Origin of the sequence: Sphingomonas sp. DBB INV C78, assembly GCF_042693015.1 — a bacterium.
In the GTDB taxonomy this organism is placed as follows: domain Bacteria; phylum Pseudomonadota; class Alphaproteobacteria; order Sphingomonadales; family Sphingomonadaceae; genus Sphingomonas_E.
On sequence record NZ_CP170544.1, the window covers coordinates 671,716 to 694,507 of the forward strand.

20 protein-coding genes are annotated in these 22,792 nt (G+C 63.1%); 12 read left to right on the forward strand and 8 right to left on the reverse strand.

The features are described from left to right. Positions 1-9: 9 nt before the first annotated feature. The 3 genes from ACFB49_RS03455 to ACFB49_RS03465 are packed head-to-tail and all read left to right on the forward strand — an operon-like array spanning position 10 to position 3,395. Positions 10-981 carry a thiamine pyrophosphate-dependent dehydrogenase E1 component subunit alpha gene (locus tag ACFB49_RS03455; RefSeq protein WP_380875981.1) on the forward strand — a complete coding sequence of 324 codons (972 nt, stop codon included), beginning with the start codon at positions 10-12 and terminating at the stop codon, positions 979-981. Positions 982-993: 12 nt separating this feature from the next. Continuing rightward, the gene (locus ACFB49_RS03460; RefSeq protein ID WP_380875984.1) at positions 994-2,004 is read left to right on the forward strand and encodes an alpha-ketoacid dehydrogenase subunit beta; all 1,011 of its coding nucleotides are present in this window, start codon (positions 994-996) and stop codon (positions 2,002-2,004) included. A gap of 11 nt (positions 2,005-2,015) precedes the next feature. Then, positions 2,016-3,395, forward strand: a complete 1,380-nt coding sequence (locus tag ACFB49_RS03465; RefSeq protein ID WP_380875986.1) for a 2-oxo acid dehydrogenase subunit E2 — start codon at positions 2,016-2,018, stop codon at positions 3,393-3,395. A gap of 19 nt (positions 3,396-3,414) precedes the next feature. Here ACFB49_RS03465 and ACFB49_RS03470 read toward each other — a convergent pair whose 3' ends face one another. Genes ACFB49_RS03470 through ACFB49_RS03480 form a run of 3 tightly spaced genes read right to left on the reverse strand, consistent with a single transcriptional unit; the run spans position 3,415 to position 5,641 of the window. Continuing rightward, positions 3,415-3,711, reverse strand: coding sequence for a putative quinol monooxygenase (locus ACFB49_RS03470; RefSeq protein ID WP_380875989.1), 297 nt, complete (start codon positions 3,709-3,711; stop codon positions 3,415-3,417). Next, complete coding sequence (locus ACFB49_RS03475) at positions 3,708-5,348, reverse strand: class I adenylate-forming enzyme family protein (protein WP_380875992.1); 1,641 nt, start codon at positions 5,346-5,348, stop codon at positions 3,708-3,710. Before ACFB49_RS03475 ends, ACFB49_RS03470 begins: the two co-directional genes overlap by 4 nt. Beyond that, a complete protein-coding gene (locus tag ACFB49_RS03480; RefSeq protein WP_380875995.1) occupies positions 5,345-5,641 on the reverse strand; it encodes a putative quinol monooxygenase in 297 nt (98 codons plus the stop codon). The genes ACFB49_RS03475 and ACFB49_RS03480 overlap by 4 nt, the downstream gene beginning before the upstream one ends. 263 nt (positions 5,642-5,904) lie before the next feature. Between ACFB49_RS03480 and ACFB49_RS03485 the strand changes: the two genes are divergently transcribed. Further along, positions 5,905-8,370 (forward strand): TonB-dependent receptor, encoded by a 2,466-nt coding sequence (locus ACFB49_RS03485; protein WP_380875998.1) that lies wholly within the window; start codon positions 5,905-5,907, stop codon positions 8,368-8,370. 65 nt (positions 8,371-8,435) lie between these two features. On the opposite strand, the gene ACFB49_RS03490 is transcribed toward ACFB49_RS03485, so the two are convergent. Further along, a complete protein-coding gene (locus ACFB49_RS03490; protein ID WP_380876001.1) occupies positions 8,436-8,996 on the reverse strand; it encodes a carboxymuconolactone decarboxylase family protein in 561 nt (186 codons plus the stop codon). A gap of 83 nt (positions 8,997-9,079) precedes the next feature. Between ACFB49_RS03490 and ACFB49_RS03495 the strand changes: the two genes are divergently transcribed. Both ACFB49_RS03495 and ACFB49_RS03500 read left to right on the forward strand, forming a co-directional pair. Then, a complete protein-coding gene (locus ACFB49_RS03495; RefSeq protein ID WP_380876003.1) occupies positions 9,080-11,182 on the forward strand; it encodes a PQQ-dependent dehydrogenase, methanol/ethanol family in 2,103 nt (700 codons plus the stop codon). Positions 11,183-11,329: 147 nt separating this feature from the next. After that, entirely contained in the window at positions 11,330-12,688 is a 1,359-nt protein-coding gene (locus tag ACFB49_RS03500; RefSeq protein ID WP_380876006.1) for an SRPBCC family protein, read from the forward strand. On the opposite strand, the gene ACFB49_RS03505 is transcribed toward ACFB49_RS03500, so the two are convergent. Then, positions 12,685-13,443, reverse strand: a complete 759-nt coding sequence (locus ACFB49_RS03505; protein WP_380876009.1) for an SDR family oxidoreductase — start codon at positions 13,441-13,443, stop codon at positions 12,685-12,687. The two genes, ACFB49_RS03500 and ACFB49_RS03505, sit on opposite strands and share 4 nt — an antisense overlap. A 38-nt stretch (positions 13,444-13,481) precedes the next feature. Further along, positions 13,482-14,390, reverse strand: a complete 909-nt coding sequence (locus tag ACFB49_RS03510) for an SDR family oxidoreductase (RefSeq protein ID WP_380876011.1) — start codon at positions 14,388-14,390, stop codon at positions 13,482-13,484. A gap of 270 nt (positions 14,391-14,660) precedes the next feature. Between ACFB49_RS03510 and ACFB49_RS03515 the strand changes: the two genes are divergently transcribed. Beyond that, a complete protein-coding gene (locus ACFB49_RS03515) occupies positions 14,661-15,455 on the forward strand; it encodes an SDR family NAD(P)-dependent oxidoreductase (protein ID WP_380876013.1) in 795 nt (264 codons plus the stop codon). A gap of 6 nt (positions 15,456-15,461) precedes the next feature. Here ACFB49_RS03515 and ACFB49_RS03520 read toward each other — a convergent pair whose 3' ends face one another. After that, positions 15,462-15,980 (reverse strand): VOC family protein, encoded by a 519-nt coding sequence (locus tag ACFB49_RS03520; RefSeq protein WP_380876016.1) that lies wholly within the window; start codon positions 15,978-15,980, stop codon positions 15,462-15,464. Between the two features lie 179 nt (positions 15,981-16,159). Between ACFB49_RS03520 and ACFB49_RS03525 the strand changes: the two genes are divergently transcribed. The 3 genes from ACFB49_RS03525 to ACFB49_RS03535 are packed head-to-tail and all read left to right on the forward strand — an operon-like array spanning position 16,160 to position 19,226. Further along, positions 16,160-17,371, forward strand: a complete 1,212-nt coding sequence (locus ACFB49_RS03525; RefSeq protein ID WP_380876019.1) for an aromatic ring-hydroxylating dioxygenase subunit alpha — start codon at positions 16,160-16,162, stop codon at positions 17,369-17,371. Between the two features lie 59 nt (positions 17,372-17,430). Then, positions 17,431-18,594 (forward strand): acyl-CoA dehydrogenase family protein, encoded by a 1,164-nt coding sequence (locus ACFB49_RS03530; RefSeq protein WP_380876021.1) that lies wholly within the window; start codon positions 17,431-17,433, stop codon positions 18,592-18,594. Further along, positions 18,591-19,226, forward strand: coding sequence for an FMN-dependent NADH-azoreductase (locus ACFB49_RS03535; protein WP_380876023.1), 636 nt, complete (start codon positions 18,591-18,593; stop codon positions 19,224-19,226). The genes ACFB49_RS03530 and ACFB49_RS03535 overlap by 4 nt, the downstream gene beginning before the upstream one ends. Here the strand turns inward: ACFB49_RS03535 and ACFB49_RS03540 are convergent. Continuing rightward, complete coding sequence (locus tag ACFB49_RS03540) at positions 19,172-19,735, reverse strand: MaoC family dehydratase (RefSeq protein WP_380876025.1); 564 nt, start codon at positions 19,733-19,735, stop codon at positions 19,172-19,174. The two genes, ACFB49_RS03535 and ACFB49_RS03540, sit on opposite strands and share 55 nt — an antisense overlap. A 358-nt stretch (positions 19,736-20,093) precedes the next feature. Here ACFB49_RS03540 and ACFB49_RS03545 point away from each other — a divergent pair, with 358 nt between their 5' ends. Together ACFB49_RS03545 and ACFB49_RS03550 are read left to right on the forward strand one after the other, a co-directional pair. Then, on the forward strand, positions 20,094-21,716 hold the full coding sequence (locus ACFB49_RS03545) for a hypothetical protein (RefSeq protein WP_380876027.1): 1,623 nt from the start codon (positions 20,094-20,096) through the stop codon (positions 21,714-21,716). 321 nt (positions 21,717-22,037) lie between these two features. After that, on the forward strand, positions 22,038-22,745 hold the full coding sequence (locus ACFB49_RS03550; protein ID WP_380876030.1) for a Crp/Fnr family transcriptional regulator: 708 nt from the start codon (positions 22,038-22,040) through the stop codon (positions 22,743-22,745). The last annotated feature ends 47 nt before the right edge of the window (positions 22,746-22,792 follow it).

Genomic DNA, 22,792 nt, shown 5'->3' on the forward strand with positions numbered 1-22,792 from the left:
GGGGTAAGCATGCAATTGTCACGCGACGAACTGCTCGGCGCCTATCGCCGCATGGCCACCATCCGCCAGTTCGAGGAACGGCTGCACGACGAGATCAAGACCGGCGAGATCGCGGGCTTCACCCATCTCTATTGCGGGCAGGAGGCGGCCGCGGTCGGCGTCTGCGATCATCTGACCGTCGATGACCTGATCGTCTCAACCCATCGCGGCCATGGCCATTGCATTGCCAAGGGCTGCGACGTGAAGGGGATGATGAAGGAGATTTACGGGCGTGCCGACGGCCTCTGCAAAGGGCGGGGCGGTTCGATGCACATCGCCGATCTTTCGGTGGGCATGCTCGGCGCCAACGGTATCGTCGGGGCGGGCGCGCCGCAGGCGGTGGGCGCAGCGATCTCGGCCAGGCTCGACGGGAAGGGACGGGTGGCGATCGCCTTTTCGGGCGATGGCGCCTGCAACCAGGGCACGACCTTCGAGGCGATGAACCTCGCCGTCGTGCTGAAGGTGCCGGCGATCTTCGTGTTCGAAAACAACCATTATTCCGAACATACCGGCGTGGATTATGCGGTTGGCACTGCGGGCGACATCGCCAGCCGCGCGGAGGCTTTCGGCATGAAGGCGTGGCGCGCCAATGGCTGCGACTTCATCGATACCTACGAGACGATGCGCGAACTGCTCGAATATGTCCGCGCTGGCCACGGCCCCGCCGCAATCGAGCTCGATACCGAACGCTTCTACGGCCATTTCGAGGGCGATCCCCAGCGCTATCGCGGCCCCGGTGAGATCGAACGGCTGCGCGAGGAACGCGATTGCCTGAAGATCTTCCGCGCCCGCGTTGGTGAGGCGGGAGTGCTCGATATCGCCGAACTCGACGCCATCGACGCGGAGGTCGCGGCGCTGATCGAGGAGGCCACGGCCGAGGCTCGCGCCGCCGCGCCGCCCGATCCGGCTGCCGTCGCCGAAGATGTCTATGTGGAATATTGAGGGGGCGTGGCCATGGCGGTGATGAATATCCGCGAAGCGATCAACAGCACGCTCCACGCCGAAATGGAACGTGATCCGAGCGTCATCGTGTTGGGCGAGGATGTGGTCGGCGGCGCCGGCACGGCGGGCGGACAGGAAGCGATCGGCGGCATCTGGGGAACGACCGGCGGGCTTTACGACAAGTTCGGCGCCGGCCGGGTGATCGACACGCCGATTTCCGAAAGCGCGATCATCGGCGCGGCCGCGGGCGCAGCATTGGCGGGCAAGCGGCCGGTCGCGGAACTCATGTTCGCCGATTTCGTCGGCGTCAGCCTCGACCAGCTTTGGAATCAGATGGCGAAGTTCCGCTACATGTTCGGCGGCAAGACGAAGTGCCCGGCGGTGGTGCGGCTGATCTACGGCGCCGGCATGAACAGCGCCGCACAGCACAGCCAGTCGGTCTATGCGATGCTGACCGCGATGCCGGGGCTCAAGGTGGTGCTGCCGGCAACCCCGGCGGATGCCAAGGGATTACTGACGCAGGCGCTGCGCGGCGATGATCCTGTCATGTTCTTCGAACATAAGGCGCTTTACGGCCAGAAGGGCGAGGTGCCCGACGGCGACCATGTTCAGCGCTTCGGTGAGGCGCGGATGGTGCGCGAGGGCGGCGATGTCACGCTCGTCACCTGCGGCCGGATGGTGGGCTTTTCGGAAAAGGCGTGTGACAAGTTGGCGGCGGAAGGGATCGGCGTCGACCTGATCGATCTCAGGACGACGAGCCCGCTAGATGAGGAAGCGATCGTCGATTCCGTCGAGGCAACGGGGCGTCTGGTCATCGTCGACGAGAGCCCGCCCCGGTGCAGCCTCGCGGCGGACATCTCCGCGATCGTTACCGGCCGGGCCTTCACCAGCCTGAAGGCGCCGCCGGTGATGGTCACGGGGCCACATTCGCCCATCCCCTTCGCGCGCGAACTCGAACGCGCGTGGCTGCCGTCTCCCCAGAAGATCGAGGATGCGGTTCGCCAAGTCCTCGCCTTCCGCTGAGGAGGCGGATCATGGCGAAAATCAAGGCGTTCACGATGCCCAAATGGGGCATCGAGATGAGCGAGGGGACCATCGCGGAATGGATGGTCGCGGAAGGCGCAGCCTTCGAGAAGGGCGCGCTGCTGGCGCTGATCGAAACCGACAAGATCACCAATGATGTCGAGGCGGAAGCGCCCGGCAGGTTCGTCCGCATCATCGCGCAGGCGGGGGAAACTTATCCGGTCGGGGCGCTGCTGGCGGTGCTTTCGGATGGCGACGAAGTCGGCGCGGCGGAAATCGACGCATTGATCGCAGGCTTCAAGCCCGCCGACACGAGTTTTACCGGCGACGACAGCTCGAACCCGGAGCCGGCAAGCGAACCTGCTCCGGTCCCCGACGATCTCGACATCAGTCCCGTCGCGCGGGCTCGGGCCGCCGCGGCCGGGATCGATGTGGCCTCGATAAACGGCACAGGGCGGGGCGGCCGGATCAGTGTTCAGGACGTCGATCAGGTTGCGCGCCCGGCGCCCTCGGTTGCATTGGTCGGCCCTTATTCGGCGACGCCTGAAAGCTCCGCTTTCGCTTCGCCCATGGCGCGGCGGCTAGCGTCGGTCCACGGCATTGTGCTCGAAACGCTGCAAGGCACCGGTCCGCGCGGACGGATCTGCAAGGCGGACGTGCTGGCGCTGGTGAAGGCGCCGGCGCCGGTGGGGGAGACGGCGAAGACTCCGGGGCCGGACGGCTCAGGAATGACGATCCAGCCGATGACGGCCACCCGGCGGACGATCGCGCGGCGATTGACCGAAGCCAAGCAGAGCATCCCGCATTTCTACGTTCGCCGCCGCGTCCGGGCCGATCGGCTGCTGGCGATACGCCCGGCCTTCGAAGGCGAGCGCCCCACGGTCAACGATCTCTTGGTGCGCGCCTGCGCGCTGGCGCTGATGGAAGTGCCAGCACTCAACATCCAGGTTCACGAAACGGCGATCCACCGCTTCGATCATGCGCACATCGCGATCGCGGTGGCGACGGACAAGGGCTTGGTCACGCCGATCCTTGCCAATGCGGATGCACTCAGCGTGGCGGAGATCAGCAGCCGGTCACGCGAGCTTGTCGAACGCGCCCGCGCGGGACGACTGAAGGCGGACGAGATCAGCGGCGGCAGCTTCTCGCTATCGAACCTGGGCGGATTCGGCGTCGAGCAGTTCGACGCGATCATCAATCCGCCGCAGGGCGCCATCCTCGCCGTTGGCGCGGCCCGGCCCGAGCCGATCGACGATGACGGTGCGATCCGCATCGTTCCAGTGTTGCACCTCTCGCTCTCCTGCGATCATCGCGCGATCGACGGGGCGGATGGTGGCCGCTTCCTGGCGGCGCTTGCCGATCTGATCGAGCGTCCGCGCCTGCTGATGTGAGAGGTGAGGGGCCTCCCCCTCAGCCCAGCGACCGGTAGAAGTCGAGCTTCATATCCTCGGCGAGGCATTCGAGGATCGGCGGCACCAGCCGTTCGTGGAAGTCGATCTGCATATGATGATCGAACGCGGCATCGTCGCGAAAGGTCGCGATGCACAGGAACAGGTCCGGATCGGCGTCCGACTGGAACAGTTCATAGACCAGTGCGTCAGGCTCCTGTTCTCTGACGAGGGATTTCAGTTCGGTCTGTAGCGCGATCAATTTCTCGCGCGCCTCCGGCTTGGTGCGGAGTTGCGCCACGAAGGATTTGCCACTCATGCCGCCGCTCCCTTGCCCAGTTCCTCGATCAATTGCGCGCAAAGCCGGAACTTCTGGATCTTCGACGTCGACATCGGCCATTCGTCCACCATCCGCACATGGCGCGGAATCTTGAAGCTGGCGAGTTTGCCTTTGCAGTGCGCGATCAACTCCGCTTCGGCCACGCTCGCGCCTTCGACCAGCTCGACGAACGCGGCCGGCACCTCGACATAGCGATCGTCAGGCAGGCCCACTACCTGCGCCAGCTTCACCGCCGGATGCGTCTGAAGCACGGCCTCGATCTCGGCCGCGGCGACATTTTCACCGCCAACCTTCAGCATGTCCTTGGTGCGCCCGTGGAACATGATGTGGCCGCTCTCATCGAACGATCCGATGTCGCCAGTGTGGAACCAGCCGCCACGGATCACCTCGGCGGTCTTTTCGGGCGCATTATAATAGCCGCGGAGCATGTTCGGCCCGCGCACGACGATCTCGCCGCGCTCGCCGAGCGGGCAATCCTGTCCGGTCTCGACATCGACGATCCGCACTTCCCACTCGTCAAGTGGGACGCCGAGGCGCCCGGTGCGCAGTTCGAAACTGTCGTCGGTGCGGCTGGTGCAGATCGTGCCAGCACCCTCCGTCAACCCATAGGTGCCGACCTGCACGGTATGCGGCATCGCCTTGGTCATCGCTTCCTTGATCCAGGCCGGTTGCACCGCGAAGTTCGAATTCATCAGCCTGAGCCGTGAAAGATCGGTCGTCGCGAAACTTGGATGCGTGATCAGATCCTGCATGATCGTGACGAAGCTGGGATAGGCGACCGTCGCCGCCTCCCGCCCCAGCATTTCGAGCGCGGTGCCGGCGTCGAAATGCGGCACCGTCATATAGGCGCCGCCCGCATCCAGGATCATCGTCATTGGCAGGATGCCGGCGATGTGGAAGATCGGCAGCGGCGACCATACCTTGTCCTCTGCGCTCACATGGTAGCGCCGGCCGAGGTTGCGGCTGTTCCCGACGATCGCGCGATGCGCGATCAGCGCGCCCTTGGGATTGGCCGTCGTGCCGGAGGTGTAGAGGATGAAGGCGATGTCCTCGTCCGACACGGCATTGATGCGTCCATCCAGCGCTTCGTCGTCGATAGGCCCGCCGATGGCGAGCGCATTTTCGCGGCCCAGCAGACAAGGCGCACAGGGCGGATCGAGGCAGATAATGTTGCGCAGCATCGGCGCTTCGGACAGCGCCAGGTTTCGCGGATCACTGCTGCCGGCGAGTGACGGCAGCGCTTCCCGCAGCCGCTCGCCGAAATCCAGCGTGTCGGCCACGCGCCCGGTCGTGACGAGCGTAACCAGATCGGCGTCCCGCAACAGGAAAGCCAGTTCTCCCGCCTGATAACGGGCGTTGACCGGAACCGCGACCGCACCCGCCATTAACACGCCGAACAGGATCTCGACGAACTCGGGGCGCGTCGTCAGCAATATGCCCACATTCTGGCCGGGCGTGATGCCCATGGCGATGAAGGTCTTAGCCCACAGCCTTGCGGCATGGTTCAACTCGCTGTGCGATCGGCGGCAATTGGGAAAGATCAGGGCGTCGGCATCCGGTCGCGCAACAGCGGACGTGCGGAGCATAGCACCCATCGTGTAGATCGGCGCACTCATCGGCCAGGCTCCAGATCGTAGAGCATTTCGCGTTCGTAGCTACCGTCCATGCAATCGAGCATCGCCGCGATGATCGGCTTGCCATGCTCGGTTTCCATGTGCGCCTTGTCCGCCGCCTCGTCGACGAAGGATTCGTAAACGGCGAACATTCCGGGTTGGCCCAGCCGGAAGAATTTGAAGGCGAGCGTCCCGGGCTCGCGATCGACCAGGTTCTCCATGTCGCGGGCAAGGGCAATGAACGCTGCTTCGCGATCGGCACGGATTCGGAAACGGGACAGGAAACTATAGGCCACAGGGAATCCTCTCGGTCTTGTCGCGCTGTGAAGCGCGCCGCCGTCGCGAATAGAAAACAATCATGACTGCTTTTTCAAGCGGATTATGCGCGCTGAATTGCCCTTTCCATGCGGACCTATGGCTGCGGAGCAACGGTGCGGGGTTATATCAAAAAAATACAAACATGACTGATTGCTTTTTGCTGTCGACGCGGATTAAATCTGCGCTGTCATTCGGCGAGCGCGCCTCGAAGAGCGTGCCGCACTGGTGGAGGAGAGGGCTCATGAGCTTGAGGGGTTTCCACGTCACAGTCGCGTCCACGGCATTGGCGGCAGCACTTGCTACCACGCCGGCTTATGCCCAGGAGGCGAACCAAGCCGCCGCGGCGGAGACGACGTCCGGCGGTCTTGCCGATATCGTCGTGACGGCCACGCGTCGCGAGTCGGATCTTCAACGCACGGCAATCGCGGTTTCGGCCGTCGATCAGCAGCTTATCCAGCAGTCGAGCCCGCGCGACATCGGCGATCTCGCGGTGTTCGTGCCGAACTTCTCGGCCGCAACCATAACCGGCTTCAACGCGGCCTCCTTCTCGATCCGCGGCGTTGGCCAGAACAGCATCATCGTCTATTTCGAACCGCCGGTCGCGGTGCTGGTCGACGATTTCGTCATGCCGAGCGTGCAGACCCAGTTGCTCGACACGTTCGACATCAGCCAGGTCGAAGTGCTGCGCGGACCGCAGGGGACCCTGTTCGGCAAGAATACGACCGGCGGCGCGGTTACCGTCAGGACCAAGCGGCCCGAACTGGGCGTGATCGGAGCTGAGGCGCGCGGTCAGTTCGGCAGCTTCGGGACGGCGATCCTTCAGGGCGCCGTCAATGTGCCGATCGGCGACACGCTCGCCTTCCGTGGCGTGATTGGCCACGAGGGTAGCGACGGCTATTACCGCAATGGCGCCTGCTACGGGCCCGTGGGGGCCTTCGCGCCATCGAAGTTCGCCGGGCGGACTGGCTGCGGCGATGGCGGCAAGCTGGGTGGTAAAGACGTGTGGAACGGGCGGGCCAAGCTGCTGTGGGAGCCGAGCGACAGTTTCGACGCTTTGCTCCAGTATGAAATCCTGCGCGATCGTTCTGACAGCATTCCGACCGTCAATGAAACGCCTGACTCACCGGCCTTCCTGTTCGACACGCTGGGCGTTGGTGCGCCGAACCCGGCGAACAGCGATCCGGTGAAGAACGCGGGGATCACCAACCGCAGCGACGCGCTCATCAAGATGGGGCAGGGGCAGATCGTCAATGTCGACGGCATCTACCTCAACATGAATTATGATGCGGGCTTCGGCACCTTTACGTCGGTGACCGGCTATCGCGATCAGCGGTCACGCCTGCCGAACACCTATACCGGCCAGGCGCCCGTCGCGGCGGATGGCGAGGTGCTGTCGCTGTTCGATGCCAACCGGTCGGACGACCGCGAAACCTTCCAGCAGGAAATCCGCTTCGCATCCGATTTCGATGGGCCGTTCAACTTTGTCGGCGGTGGCTTCTATCAGCACGACAAGACGAGTTTCTGCGTTGCGCAGGTGCTCGGCTTCCTCGATCTCACCGGAGGGCCGCTGCCGTTCGGGCCGTGGAACCAGAATCCCTATATTCTGTGCAACGCGCAAAAGGCGAAATCGACCGCGGCCTTCGTCGAAGGCACTTACGATATCACGCCGGAACTGAAGCTCACCGTCGGCGGCCGCTATACCTGGGAAAACAAGACCTGGTATGGCCGCCAGCAGGTGTTCATCGCCCAGCTCAATGGCGGTTTCGATCCCACGATCTCGATCGACGATGCCATCGACGCCAACGTGTTCGACTTTCCGGCGGGCGTTATCAAGATCAAGGACAAGGCGGACGAACCGACCTGGCGGATCAGCCTGAGCTATCAGGCGACGCAGGACACCTTCCTCTACGCCACCTATTCGCGCGGTTTCAAGGCGGGCGGCTTCAACGATCAGATCGGGGGCTTCCACCCGTTCGTGAATGCGGACGGCTCCGATGACAATGCGGCCTTCGCCGACGCGGCCACGGCCACTAAGCCGGAAAAGGCCGACAGCTTTGAAGCCGGCGTGAAGACCGAACTGTTCGATCGCCGCCTGCGCTTCAACCTGACCGGCTTCTATGTCGAATATTCGGACCTGCAGAAGCAGATCGTCGTGCCGATCACGGTCGGCGGCCAGCCGAACCAGGTCACGCGCTTCTTCAACGCTGCCAAGGCAACCGTGAAGGGCATCGAGGCCGAACTGACTGCAGTGCCGATCGACGGCCTGACCTTGCGCGGGGTGCTGGGCTATCAGGACGGCAAATATGACGAATATGTCACGCCGATCCCGGCGGGCTATGATCTGGCATCAGCGCCGCTCGATCGCTGCCCCGAATGGCAGTGGACGATCGACGCGACCTATGCGGTGCCGATCGGCGACTACAAGCTCGTCTTCAACGGCAACGCCAATTATGTCGACCGCAACCTGTTCACCCAGTCGATCACCAGCCCGGACGAGAACACCTATCTGAACGCGCGGACGCTGCTCAATGCGTCGATCACGCTTGCCGAGGCGGAGGACCGTTATTATGTCCGGGCGGTCGGCCGCAACCTCACGGACGAACGGTATCGCACCGCATCGCAGGTCGTCGGTGGGCTCTGGGCGAACTCGCAATATGGTCAGCCGCGTTACTACGGCGTGGAGCTGGGCCTGAAATTCTCGCAGTGATCAAGGCTGAAGGGCGCTTCGCATCGGGCCGCGCGACGGGATCATTCCCGTCGCGCGGCTCGGCGTCAGTGCGCCAGCATGTCTTCCATGCAGACCGTATCCAGTTCCAGCACATGGGCGACGCGGCCCATCGCCATCCACGCGGCGATCGCCAGGGTCAGCTCCGTGATCTCCGCATCGGTGAAGGCGGCATGGAGCCGCGCCCAATAAGCAGCGTCCTCGGCAAAGCCGTGGGGATCGACACCCATGCGTTCGGCATGTTCGATCGCCAGTCGCTCGCGCTCGCTGAACTCGGGCGCGTCCTGCCAGTCGGCGACCGCGGCGTAGAACGCCTCGTCCGGCGCCTCGCCGCCCCGCGCGACGATCGATCGGGAGGCATCGCCGCCGACCGATTCCAGATAGCCATCGACATGGCTTGCCGCGCGGAACCCCTGGCAGATCAGGCAACCATTGATCTGCGCCGTCCGGTAGCGCGCGGCCTCGAGCACGCGGAGCGGCAGCCGCGCCGACTGGTAGACCGCCTTGGCGAACTGACCACCGGCGGACCCGATCTCGGGCGCGTGATTGGAAAGCGCATATCCCAGCGGATCATGTGCAGCAGAATCCGGTATCGCGACTCGTGCCATAAGCCATCTCCTGAATTGCGGGAGATTTGATAGCCGAGATCGCTGACAATATACAGTGACAATAAAATTGTGGGAGGAATGCGGTGACGAAAGACTATCGTTATCGCCGGAATATCGCTTGCTTGATTGCAGCTATATTTGTGGTTTCGTGTGGTGCGACGAACGATTCTTCTTCACCGCAAGAAACGGCAAGCGCGGCGAAACTGCGCGATAACAGCAGCGGCGACGACTGGCCCGGTTTCGGCCGCACCTATGGCGAACAGCATTACAGCCCGCTTCAGGACGTAAACGACGGCAATGTCGGCAAACTGGGCCTCGCATGGTCGATGGATCTCGAACCCGGCAATTCCGTCACCGGCCCGATCGCGGTGGACGGCATCCTCTATTTCGCCAGCCGCTACAGCCTGGTCCACGCCCTCGATGCGCAATCGGGCAAATTGCTGTGGACCTATGATCCCAAGGCGCCCGAGGCGTCGGGGCAGAAACTGCGCCAAGGCTGGGGCAGCCGCGGCATCGCCTGGTGGAACGGCAAGATCTACACCGCCACCCAAGACGGCCGGCTGATCGCGATCGATGCGCGGACCGGCAAGCCGGTCTGGTCGGCGATGACGATGGGCGCGGACGACCCTCGCTTCATAAGCGGCCCGCCGCGCGCGTTCGACGGCAAGATCATCATCGGCAATGCCGGCGCGGACGAAGCGGCGATCCGCGGCTATGTCACCGCTTATGATGCCGAAACCGGCAAGCAACTCTGGCGCTTCTGGACGGTGCCCGGCAACCCCGCTGACGGCTTCGAAAATCCCGCGATGGAAATGGCGGCCAAGACCTGGGCCGGCGAGTATTGGAAGCATGGCGGCGGCGGCACCGTGTGGAACGCCATCACCTATGATGCCGATACCGATACGATCCTGCTCGGCACTGGCAACGGATCGCCCTGGAACCACAAGATCCGCAGCGCGGGCCAGGGCGACAATCTCTTCCTCTGCTCGATCGTCGCGGTCGACGCCAAGACCGGCGCCTATAAATGGCACTACCAGATCAATCCTGGCGAAAGCTGGGATTTCAACGCCGCGATGGACATGCAACTTGCCGATCTCGACATCGCCGGCCAGCGCCGCAAGGTGGTGATGACCGCGCCGAAGAACGGCTTCTTCTACGTGATCGACCGCACCAACGGTAAGCTCATCTCGGCCGAACCGTTCGTGAAGGTCACCTGGGCCAAGCGGATCGACCTTGCCACCGGGCGACCGGTGGAGATGCCCAATATCCGTTATGAAAAGGGCCCCGTCACTTTCTCGCCGACGCCGATCGGGGCGCATAGCTGGCTGCCGATGGCCTTCAGTGAAAGCAGCCGGCTCGCTTACATCCCGGCGATCGAGCTTGAAGTCACGTTTGATGACCGCGGGATCACGCCGGCCAACTGGAAGCGCAAGCCCGGCATGGCCCTCGATTATGCGGTGTCGTCCGCCGTGTCGGTGCCGAAGGGCGCGGGGGATAGCCTGAGCGCGCTGGTGGCGTGGGATCCTGTTACGCAGAAACAGGCCTGGCGCGTGCCAACGCCCCTCCACTTCAACGGTGGCGTAATGGCGACGGGCGGCAATCTGGTTTTCCAGGGGCAGATGGACGGCCTGTTCAATGCCTATGATGCGCGCTCCGGCAAGCGGCTATGGTCTTTCGCCGCGGGTGCGCCAGTCATCGCGCCGCCCATCACCTATCGCGCCGGCGGCCAGCAATATGTCACCGTGCTCACCGGCAACGGCACCAGCGGCGGTTTCCTCGGGCCGCTGCTGGCGCGTTACAATATCGGTTATCGCGAGCAGGCCCGCCGCGTGCTGACCTTCGCGATCGACGGCAAGGCGGTGCTGCCGGCCCCGGCCAAATATGTCTTCGCGCCCGTCGAGGATGCCGACTACCGCGCGGACCGCGCATCCGCCGATCGCGGTCAGGCGATCTACAATGCGCGCTGCGTCGTCTGCCATGGCGGCGAAGCAATCGCGGCGGGCCCCGCGCCGGATCTGCGCGCGTCGGGTGCCATCCTGTCGCCGGACGCCTTCGCTGCGATCCTGGGGGAGGGCATGTTGGTCGGCCAGGGCATGCCCCGCTTTTCCGAACTGTCACCGGGCGATCGCGATGATCTGCGCCAATATCTGCGGACCCGCGCAAAAGAGAGTATAGTCGCTCGATAATTTGTTGCCGTGCCGATCCGATTTCGGCCGAAATGCTGGGCTGATCGGCAATTTGACCGTATCGAAATGCCGACTTGAAAAACAATCATGATTGTCTTTTTATGGTGCGAGACCCGATAAGGCCGGGCGGAGTCGAGGAGAGCGACGATGAACTATCCCCATCTCCCGTGGGAGATCCATGTCGGCGATCCCCATCCGTTCAACGCGCGGGGGCCGTCGATCGACAATGGCACGGCGCGCCCGACGCCTGACCGCTATCACGATCCCGAATTCGCCCGGCTCGAATGGGAACGCGTCTTCGCCCGCAACTGGCTGCTCGCCTGCCCCGTCTCCGACATTCGCGAGGCCGGCGATTTCGTGCGGTTCGATATCGGCCCGGAAAGCTTCATCATCGTCCGCGGCGACGATGATGATGTGCATGCCCATTACAATGTCTGCCCGCACCGCGGCAGCCAGTTGGTGCAGTCCGACACCGGCTCGCTCCCGCGCTTCACCTGTCCGTTCCATAGCTGGAAGTTCAACCTGGAGGGCGAGAATGTCGCCGTCACCGATCCGGAGACCTTCCGGCCCGAAGTGCTCTGCCACGATCGCAATCTCACATCGGTGCGCTGCGAGGTCGCGGCGGGCCTCGTCTTCATCTCGATGGACCCGGATGTTCAGCCCTTGAAACAGTGGCTGGCGCCGATCCTCGGCCAGCTCGAACTCTATGACATTGCCGAGATGAACGTGGTCCAGCACCGCCGTTCGGATTGGGGATCGAACTGGAAGGGCGGTGTCGATGCCTTTGCCGAGACCTATCATCTCCATGCGGTCCACCCGCAGACGCAGTGTCTGATGGACGATCGCACCCAGATCGATCTCTATCCGGGCGGGTTCAGCCGCCAGTTCGTGCCCTTCGCCCAGCCCAGCCGTCGTTATGCCGATCAGGAAACGGTCAATCCTGGCATCGAACTGATGTTGCGCGACGCCGGGATCGATCCGGCGCAGTTCGAAGGCACGGCCCATGAATCACGCGCCGCCGTCCAGCAGGCGAAGCGCGACCGCAGCCGCCGGTTCGGGCTGGGCTATGACAAGTTCAGCGATACGCAGCTCAGCGATTCCACGATCTACAGCGTCTTTCCCAACGTGCAGATCGGCTGCCATCCGGAAGCGGTGTTCCTCCACCGCTTCATTCCGCACCCGACCGATCCCAACCAGTTCACCTACGATACCTGCATCCTGTTCCGGTACATCAATGCGCCCGGTTATGCGGCGCCGGCGTGGATGGGCCTGGCCGAGGACACCGACCTCACCGGCAATACCCGGCCCGACATCATCCGCACCGGCCTCGGCGAGCCGCCGGGGATGGGCGAGGTGCTCGATCAGGATTCGGAACTGCTGCCGATCGTCCAGGCGGGCGCGCGGTCGCGCGGTTTCCGCGGGCCGTTATGGAGCGAACAGGAAGCGCGGTTGCGCCATTTCCATGCCGAACTCGATCGGCAGATGGCGGAAAATGCGGGTGGCTAGAATGGCCGGATGGTGAGCCCGTTGTCGACGACGAATTCCGCGCCCGTGACGAAGCGGGATTCGTCGCTCGCCAGATAGAGCACCATATTGGCGACATCGCGGGGATGGCCCTTCGCGTCGGGCGGCAGCACCCCTTCGGCAACCTGTTCTTCGATGCCGATACGGCCTTCCGCTTCTTGCACCATCGGCGTTTCGATCGCGCCGGGATGCACCGAATTGCAACGGATCTTGTACCCCTTCACCTGGCACATCACCGCGACCGACTTGGTCATCGACCGCACGGCGCCCTTGGCGGCCGAATAAGCAAGGTAGATCGGATAGCCGAGCAGCGCGCCGGTCGACGACATATTGATGATCGATCCGCCGCCGCCCTTGTTCATCAACGGAATCGCATGCTGGCAACCGAGGAACACGCCCTCGCTCATGATCGCATTCACCCAGCGGAACTGTTCCAGCGTCGTCTGCTCGACATCGGCGACCAGCACGACGCCGGCATTGTTGACCAGGATGTCGAGCCGGCCGAAGCGGCGGTCGATCTCCGCGATCACCGCGATCCAGCTCTGTTCCGAAGCGACGTCCAGAGCGATCGCGATCGCACCACTACCGATCCGCTGCGCCACGGCTTCGGCGGTTTCGATCCGCACGTCGGTGACGACGACGGTTGCGCCTTCCTGCGCGAGCAGTTCGCAGTCGGCGGCGCCCAACCCCGATCCGCCCCCGGTGACGAGCGCAATCTTCCCCGAAACCCGTCCCATCCTGTCCGCTCCGTTTGTGGTCTGTCCGGTCGCTATGCTCAGGCCGCGCCGCCTTCGTCGAAATAATCGGGCATGCCCCCCGGCCATACGACGCCCCATTGGGCCTGGCCGCCGTCGATGATCATCAGCTCGCCATTGACGAAGCGGGCGGCGGGGGAGGCGAGATAGGCGATTGCTTCGGCCACGTCCCAGGCGTCGCCGCGGATCTTCATCGGGTTGGCCTGGTGGAAGCGTCGCAATGCCTCTTCGGGGTAGACGCCGAAGCCTTCGGTCTCGATCACGCCCGGGCCGATGCAGTTCACGCGGATGTTGAACGGTGCCCATTCGGTAGCGACGGTCTTCGATAGATAGATCACGCCCGCGCGCGCCGCGCAGGTGTGCGCCGCCTGCGGCATGCCGCGTTCGACATTGGCGACGATATTGATGATGTTGCCGGGCTTGCCGTCCGCCCGCCAGCGCTGTGCGGCCTCCTGCATCATCCACCAGGTGCCGTTGAGATTGGTGTCGATCACCGCCAGCCAGCCCTTGCGGCTGAAATCGATCGCGTCCTGCGGAAATTGCCCGCCGGCATTGTTCACCAGCGTATCGAGCCCGCCGAATTGGTCGTGCACCCGTGCGATGAGCGCTTCGACGGCTGCCGGGTCGCGAATGGACATCGGGCATGTCAGGACGCTCGCGCCGGTGGCAGCGCGGATGGCGTCGCTTGTCTCGACCAGCTTCTCCTCACGGCGACCGCAGATTGCGACATTGGCGCCAAGCCGTGCCGCCAGGAAGGCTGCAGCCTTGCCCATGCCGCTGCCGCCGCCGGTGATCAACACAGTCTGTCCAGCCAGCAGATCCGGCCGATAGACCGTCGCGCGCGTCGCGAGCGCGTCTTCGGTCAAACCTCTTTTGGGGCGGGTGGGATCATCGGGGTCCGGACGGACGTGGGCCTCGTCGATTTTCATGCATTCCCCGTCCCGCAAAGGCCAGGGTTGGGTGCCCTGATACTCATAAACTGTCTCCGACCTTAGATCGAACCGTAGCAGTGGCGTTGAAAAAAACAATCAAATATGAATGTTTTTTTATTTGCGGTATCGCCGGCGGATGATCACCTTGAGGAAGCGAAGGAATCGCTCGAACGGCGCGATCTTCTGAGATTGATGCGATCATCCTTAGTTGCGAAGGCGCGAACAAAAAGCAGTCATCATTGCTTGTAAGGTGCGGGAGAAGGACAAGTGGAGGAGCTTGCGGGCAAGGTCGCTATCGTCATCGGCGCAGCCGGTCGTGACAATATGGGGCAGGCAATCGCGCGACGCTTCGCTGCCGAGGGCGCGAAAGTCGTGGTGGCGGGCCGCGGGCAAGCGGCGCTGGACGAACTGGCCGAGGAAATCGGCGGTCTCGGGGTCGGCTGCGACATCACCGACGATGCCGGGCTGGCGCGATTGGCCGATGCGTGCGTCGATCGCTTCGGGGGCCTCGACATTGCCGTCAACGCCACGGGTTGGGGCCTGCTCAAGCCATTCCTGGAAACCTCGCGGGAAGAGATCGAGCAGATCACCGCGCTCCAGTTCACCGGTGCCTTGCTGTTCTATCAGGCGATGCTGCGGCAGATGCGCGATGGCGGCTGCTTGATCCAGATATCGTCGGCCACCGCCTCGATCATGCTGGAGGATCATGCCGCCTATATGGGCACCAAGGCGGGCACCGATCATGTGATCCGCTGTATCGCCAACGAGTTCGGCCATCGCGGCATCCGCGCCAATTCGATCGCGCCGGGCTTCACCGCGACGCCGATGACGGCCAAGGCTTCGCGCAACCCCGCGGTGGTGGAAGCTTTCAAGCGGGAATATCCGCTCGGGCGGATCGGCACGAGCGAGGATATCGCCAATGCCGCCGTCTGGGTGGCATCCGATCAATGCTTCATGACCGGCCAGGTGCTGCAGGTGAATGGCGGTGTTACCCTGCGCCGTAACCCCCGCAATGCCGAGATCGTGGCGGCGGTGCAGGCGGCGAGGGCGGCGCGCGGCTGAGAAGGCTCAGCCGAGTTCGCGCATCAGCGTGGCCGGCGATCCGTCCCATTGCTCGGCGGCTTTGCGGATCGCGCCGAAGAAGGCGCGGATGCCCGGCTTGTCCTCCAGGATTTCGATCATCGGCCCGGCCTGGCCGGTATCGACATAGGCAAAGCGCATGTCGCCGAACAGGCCGTCCGACGCGACGACGGCGCCGGTGCCGAGTTGGTGGGCCAGGGCGACGTCATAATCATCGGCGATGAAGGCGACATGGTGGAAGCCGCTGGTGCCCGCTGGCACGGTGTCGCGATAGGCGGAGGGGCCATCGTCGATCTGCTCCACCAGTTCGATCTGGGCGCCGCCCGACTGGGCGACCGCGGTCGAGAAGCGGGTCGCGCTCGGCGCGCCGCGATAGCGTTGCTGGCCGATCCTGATGTCGCGATTGATCAGGAACGGGCCGACGCCGAGCGTGCGGTGCCAGTGCAGGATCGCATCCTCCAGCCGCGGCACCACCCAGGCATATTGGATTATGTCAGGTCGGGCCAATGGCATCATCGATCCTCGCGATTGCGCGAGATGTGGCCCTCATCCTTGGCATGGGATGGCGGGAAACCGCCATTCCCTGACGCCATGATGGGTCACGCCTCGCAAATAAAAAGGCATTCATGATTGTTTTTATTCTAGGCTGTGCTAGGGCGAAGTCAATCGGAAGCAGGAACCCCGTGATGGACCAAGCAGCCACCCTCCATGCGAAGCAGCAGATGGCTTTTGAGCGCGATCGCACAGGGCCACCCGAGGGGTTCCCCAAGCTCGCCGACATTCCCGGCGCGCGTTATGTCGATCCCGAATTTCTGGCGCTGGAAAGGGAACGGATGTGGCGCCGCGCCTGGCTCTATGCCGGGCATACGGATCAGTTGCCGAATCCGGGAAGCTGGTTCCTGACGCGCGAACTCAGTTCGCCCATCCTCGTCGTCCGCGATCTCTCAGGGACGGTGCGGGCTTTCTACAACACCTGCCAGCATCGCGGCGCTCCGATCGTGACCGAAATGTCGGGCGAATCCCGTGGTTTTGTCTGCGGCTATCATGGCTGGAGCTACACGCTCGAAGGCAAATTGACGGCGGTCCGCGACAGGCGCGACTTCGTCGATCTCGATTTCTCCTGCCGGTCGCTGGTTTCGGTCCGGTGCGAACTGCTCGGCAACCTGATCTTCGTCAATGAGGATGCGGATGCGGAGGCGCTGCTCGATCATCTCGGGCCGATGCGCGACGAACTCGCTCAATATGCGCTCGATGAACTGCGCTTCGTCGAGGCCCGCAGCTACGACGTCGAATGCAATGTGAAGGTGCTGCTCGATGCCTTCCTCGAGGTCTATCACCTGAAGTCGATCCACCAGCGGACGGTCGATCGTTTCCTCGATCATCGCGGCATGTTCGTGACGCTCTGGCCCAACGGCCACAGCCGCATGGTGACGCCGAACAGTCGGCCCGACTGGAAGGATCCCGGCACGATCGGGATGCCGAAGATCCCGACGGTGACGGAGATCCCGGCCGACAACAATGTCAGCTATCATATCTATCCCAATTTCGTGATGCCGCCGTCCGACAGTGGCATCCCGATCCTGCAATTCTGGCCGACCTCCGACAAAAGCTGCCGTGTCGTATCGAGCTGGATCGCGCCCGATTATGATCCCGCCGATCCCAGCCCGTTATGGGAAACGCGCATCAAGAATTGGGAACGCATCCTCTACGAGGACCTCCAGTTCGCGCCGCAGATCCAGGAATCCCTCGAAAGCCGCGGCTTCCGCGGTATGCCGCTCAACTATCAGGAACGGCGCATCTATCATTGGCATGAGGAACTGGATCGGCGCATCGGCCTGAATCAGGTGCCGCCCGAAACCCGTGTCGAACAGGTGTTGCAGCCCTGGGTCGAAGCCTGACAAAACAACGAGATGAGCCACAGGTCCGGCCCTCCTGGTCGGGATGAAGGGGAGTGCCGATGGATTTCCGTCTGACGTCTGATCAATTGCAGTTGCAGGCGGCGGCCCGCGAATTTGCCCGTGCCGAACTGCCCGCCATTGCCGCGGAACTGGAGCGGTCGAACACGCCGCCCAGCCATGAACTGATCCGGCGCTATGCGGAAATGGGTTTCCTCGGCATCAACGTGCCGGAAAGCCTTGGCGGCCTCGGGCTCGGCAATATCGAAGCACTCGTCGTGCTGGAGGAATTTGCCAAGGTCTCGTCGGCCGTGGCCTTCCCGATCTTCGAATCCTCGGTCGGCCCTGTCCGCGCGATCGAGCATTTCGCGCCGCCCGCCTTGCGCGACCGGATCGTTCCCGCGGTTTGCCGGGGCGAGATGGTGGTGGCGGTGTCCATGTCGGAGCCGGACGCGGGAAGCGCGCTCACCGATCTCAAGACGACGGCGAAGATCCGCGGTGACAAGGTGGTGCTGAACGGCACCAAGCGCTGGTGCTCGGGCGGTGGCCATGCCGATGCCTATCTCGTCTATTGCCGCCTGTCCGACGATCCGGGCGCGAAGGGCATCGGTGCCGTGCTGGTGGAAAAGGGTACGCCGGGCCTCTCCTTCGGCCCGGCCGAACAACTCATGGGTTTCCGCGGCATTCCCTCGTCCGACCTCAATTTCGATGATTGCGAAGTGCCGATCGGGAACGTGGTCGTCTCGGCCGGCGGCGGCTTCCGCAAGCTGATGGAGGCGTTTGATCTGGAACGGTGCGGGAATGCCACCATGGCGCTCGGCCAGGCATCGGGCGCGCTGGAGGATGTCTGCCATTATGTGCAGGAGCGCCAGCAGTTCGGAAAGCCGATTGTCGAGTTCCAGGCCGTGCAATTGAAGCTCGCTGAAATGCAGATGAAGTGCGATGCCGCGCGGCTGCTCATCTGGCGCGCCGCTGCCAATGCCGAGGATGGCCTGCCTTCGGTGCTCGACAGCTCGGTCGGCAAATGCTTCGCCAACACCATTGCCCGTGAGGTGACGGGGGACGCCCTGCAACTCATGGGCGCTTATGGATATTCCAAGGAATTCCCCATGGAGCGACGGCTTCGGGATTCCTGGGGCTGGGGGATCGCCGGCGGCGCGATCGACATCCAGAAGACCAATATCGCCGGCGCCATGCTCGGCCGCCGTTTCGATCAGCGGCGGTGACGCGGCTCCTCCATATCATCGCGAGTCCACGAGGGCGACGATCCCGCTCTACCGCGATCGCGCGCCGGATCATTCAGGCTCTCGATGGTATGGAGATTGAGGAATTGGCGCTGTTCGATGTCCGCCTTCCGGCCTTCGACGGCGCTGCGATCGAGGGCCGTAATGCGCTGATCGAGGGGCAAGACGTGGCGCCGGAGGTCAAAGCGGAATGGGAGCGAATCGGGGAGATGGTCGATCATCTGCTCGGTTTCGACATCTGGCTGTTCAGCGTGCCGATGTGGAATTTCGGCATTCCTTATCCGCTCAAACATTATGTCGATCTCGTCACCCAACCGCGCCTCGCCTTCGGGGTCGATGCGGCCGGGAATGTCGAGGGGATGGCCGCGGGGCGGACGGCGATCATCATCGCTTCGGGCGCGCTCGACATCCGCCCCGATAATGCGCTGGAGGCGCTGGATCATCAGATCACCTATCTGGCCGCTTGGCTCAACTTCATCGGCGTCACCGATATCCGCACCGTCCGCATCAAGCCCACCTTCGGCGATCCGGCGATGGTGGATCCGGTGATGGAGGCTGCTTATGCGGAGGCGGACGCAGTCGCGCGCGATTTGTCGCGTCCCGAGCGCGTATAGACCAGATTGATGCTGGTGAAGCTGACCGCGGTCTCGCCCCGCTGGTTGACCACCTCATAACGGGTGATCGCAGTGCCGCGGTCCGTGCCGCTGGTGGATGGCCGCAGATCCAGGATTTCGGAAGTGACGTGGAGGCTGTCGCCGGCCTTCACCGGCTTTTTCAATCTCAGATCGTCCCAGCCCACGCCGCAGACGAAATCCACGTCCGAATTGATCTCATGATCAAGCTGTCGCCACATGGCAAGAATGTGGATTCCGCTGGCAACCAATTCCCCGAACACAGATCCGCGCGCCAATTCGGGATCGCTGTGAAACCATTGCGGGTCATAGCGCCGGGCGAACTCCAGAATCTCATCCTGCGTGACCAGCATCGAGCGCGATCGACGAAATTCGCCCGCCACGAGATCTTCGAACGTCCGACGAGGTCCGACCGGTTGATAGCCAGATTCAGAGGGGAGTGGGGTCATGGGACTGGGGCCTGAAGTTCGAGGGAGTTCATCCGCGTCCAACAATTCCTATGCGGCAAGCGTTCAGCCAGCAAGCGGTGGGATCGACAGTATCATTGAAATTTCAGGTAATTAATTAATTTACCTGTGATTGCCGCTCGCGGCGATCTCAAGCCGAGAATACTCGGCGCGCATCACGTTTGGTCGCAGCTGGGAAACGGATCGTCGAGATAAGGTAAATAAATCCGATAAGTCGAAAGGCTAGCTATCGCTTTTTATTGAACCGCATGCAGTGGACGCACGCGTCAACGCAAGGCCGGCATGGGGGTGTCGGTCAAAAGAAAGCGAAACGAAAACAATGTCCCAAGTCGCAAAGCCCGCCGCCCGCAAGGCGGCTCGTGCTCCTATATTTGCTATCCCTATGATTATATTGACGGGAACCGCCGTCGCCGCGCTCGCTATCGACGGCGATGACATCGATTTCGACATTTCGTCGATCGTCACGGATTCCGATTCTTACGCTAACGGGGCGCCGGGCACGCCGACTCCTACCCCGACTCCGACCCCTACGCCGACCCCCACCCCAACGCCCCCTTCGCCGCCAACGGCCGAGCCTGCGACGCTGGGCGTGAACCTGGCAGCGCCAAATTATTACATGCAGGACCGCGCGCTGATGAACCTGGCGCAGGGCTCCGGCTGGGGAAGCCAGAAGCCGGGCATATCCGGCTGGCAGACCTTCAATCCGGCGCAGCTCGACGTCAACGGCAACGTGACTGCGCTGACCACCGGCGAGATCGCCCATCTGCTCCTGGTGCCGCCAGAAGGCGCCATGGGATCGAGCGCGACGCGCATTCGGTGCACATGGCTGGGCAAGGGCACATTGGCGCCTGGCGGCTCGGTGAGCAGCATCACCCGCAGCGGCAACAGCTTCGAGTTCGATTGGGCGCCGGCGGGCAGCCCCAAGACCAAGAGCGTCTGGGTGTCGCTGAGCGTGACCGACAAAGCGGATCCGCTGCGCCAGATCGATTGTCGTGAAAAGAGCGCGTCGGCGACCACTTTGTTCTCGCCGCAATTCCTGCAGCAATTGCAGGGTTACAAGGTCCTGCGCTTCATGGACTGGCAGAACACCAACGCCAATGCTTCGGTGACCTGGGCCACGCGCGTTACCCAGCAGAACCAGACCCAGGCCGGCAAGCTGGGTGTCTCGGTAGAACATATGGTCGCGCTGGCCAATCAGGTCGGCGCGGACCCCTGGTTCTCCATGCCGTGGAATGCGGATGATGACTTCGTGCGCCGTTTTGCCACTTATGTCCGCGACAATCTCTCTTCGGGCCGCAAGGTCTATGTCGAGATGTCGAACGAGGTGTGGAACTGGGGCTTCCCGGTGACGCTGCAGGCGCGCGACGAGGGCCTCGCCATGGGTCTCTCCACGTCCCCCGGCGATGCCGCCATGTACCGCTACGCCCAGAAGACGGTGTCGATGCAGAAGATCTGGGCCGACGTGTTCAAGGCCACTCCGGCTCGACTGGTGCGCGTGGTTTCGAGCCAGAACGCCAATCCGTGGGTTGCCGAACAGATTTTGAAGTATCGTGACACCGCTGCCAACGTCGATGCGCTGGCGACGGCGCCCTATTTCGGCGGCGGCACGTTCGGCGGCACGCGGGCGACGATCACCGACCTCACCAACATCTTCACGTATCTGAACGCCGACGTCGATGCGACCGTTGCGAAGGCCATTGAGAATAAGGTGGTCGCCCGCCGCTACGGCAAGCGGTACATCACCTATGAAGGCGGTCAGCATGTAGTGAACGCGAGCAATATCCCGCTTGTCACTGCGATCAACCGCGATCCGCGGATGTATACGCTCTACAAGAAGTATCTGACCGCCTGGCGGGCCCAGGGTGCGGACGCGATGACCCTGTTCAATTCGACGGGGCCGATCAGCCAATATGGTGCCTGGGGCATGCGCGAATATACCGGTCAGCCGCTGACCGAGACGCCCAAGCGCAAGGCCGCGATGGATTATATCGCCAAGGCGTTCTGAAGCTGATGCGCCGGCTTTCCGGCACTTCCGTTTCGTAAGCTCGAGGGCAGCCGGCGCAAGCTGGCTGCCCTTTTTGCATCATTTGACGAATGTCAAAGCCTCCGCCGGCACCGATGGCAAAGCAGATGTCACTTGGTTCGGTCAGGAGGTTCCGATGAGTGGCAACTGGTTCATATATATTGCGATTGCCGAAGTGGCGCTGTTCATGGGCGGGCTCGGCTTCGTGTCGATCGCGGATGCGTTCCGCAAAGGTTGATCGCCGCCGAGCGGGCACGGCCCATCGTGCTGACAAGCAGGCCGATTTGTGAGACAGGCTGGGGAATGAGTGGGTTTCCCCAGCGTTGTCTCGACTGCCTTGTCCGCGATACGGCGCTCTGTTCCAGCATGGACGACCAGGAACTCGCGACATTGAGCGAGATCGGCCGGCGGCGAGTGGTTCATGCCGGGGCGGTGGTAAACTGGGCGGGAGATGCCAGCACGAGTTGTGCCAACGTCGTTAGCGGCGCGCTGAAGCTGACCGCCTCCACCGCGGATGGTCGCGAGCAGATCGTGGGATTGCTCTATCCGGGCGACTTCGTAGGCCAGATCTTCACCGACCAGACGAGCCTGACCATCACGTCGCTGGTCGACACGGACCTCTGCGTCTTTCCGCGCGCGGGTTTCGAACGCGTGCTGGACGAACATCCGCGCATGGAGCGGATGCTGCTCGAACGGACGATGGCGTCGCTGCAGGAGGCGCAGGGAAGAATGCTCTCGCTGGGACGCAAGAGCACCAGGGAGCGGGTGGCGAGCTTTCTCCTAGAAGTCGCGGATCGCACGGGTAGCCGGGACGAGACCGGCACGATCCGCGTGCATGTACCGATCAGCCGCGGCGAAATGGCTGATTATCTGGGCATGACGATCGAGACGGTGAGCCGGCAGCTCACGTTGTTCAAGACGGCGGGTGCGATCACCTATGCGCGAGGCGACCGGGATTGCACGATCCTGGATCGCGGGCATCTGGAAGCCATTGCCTTTCCCGATCGCTGAGCTAGCCAAGCCGCAATTAGTTTCCAATGGCTTGCGCGGCTCCGCCG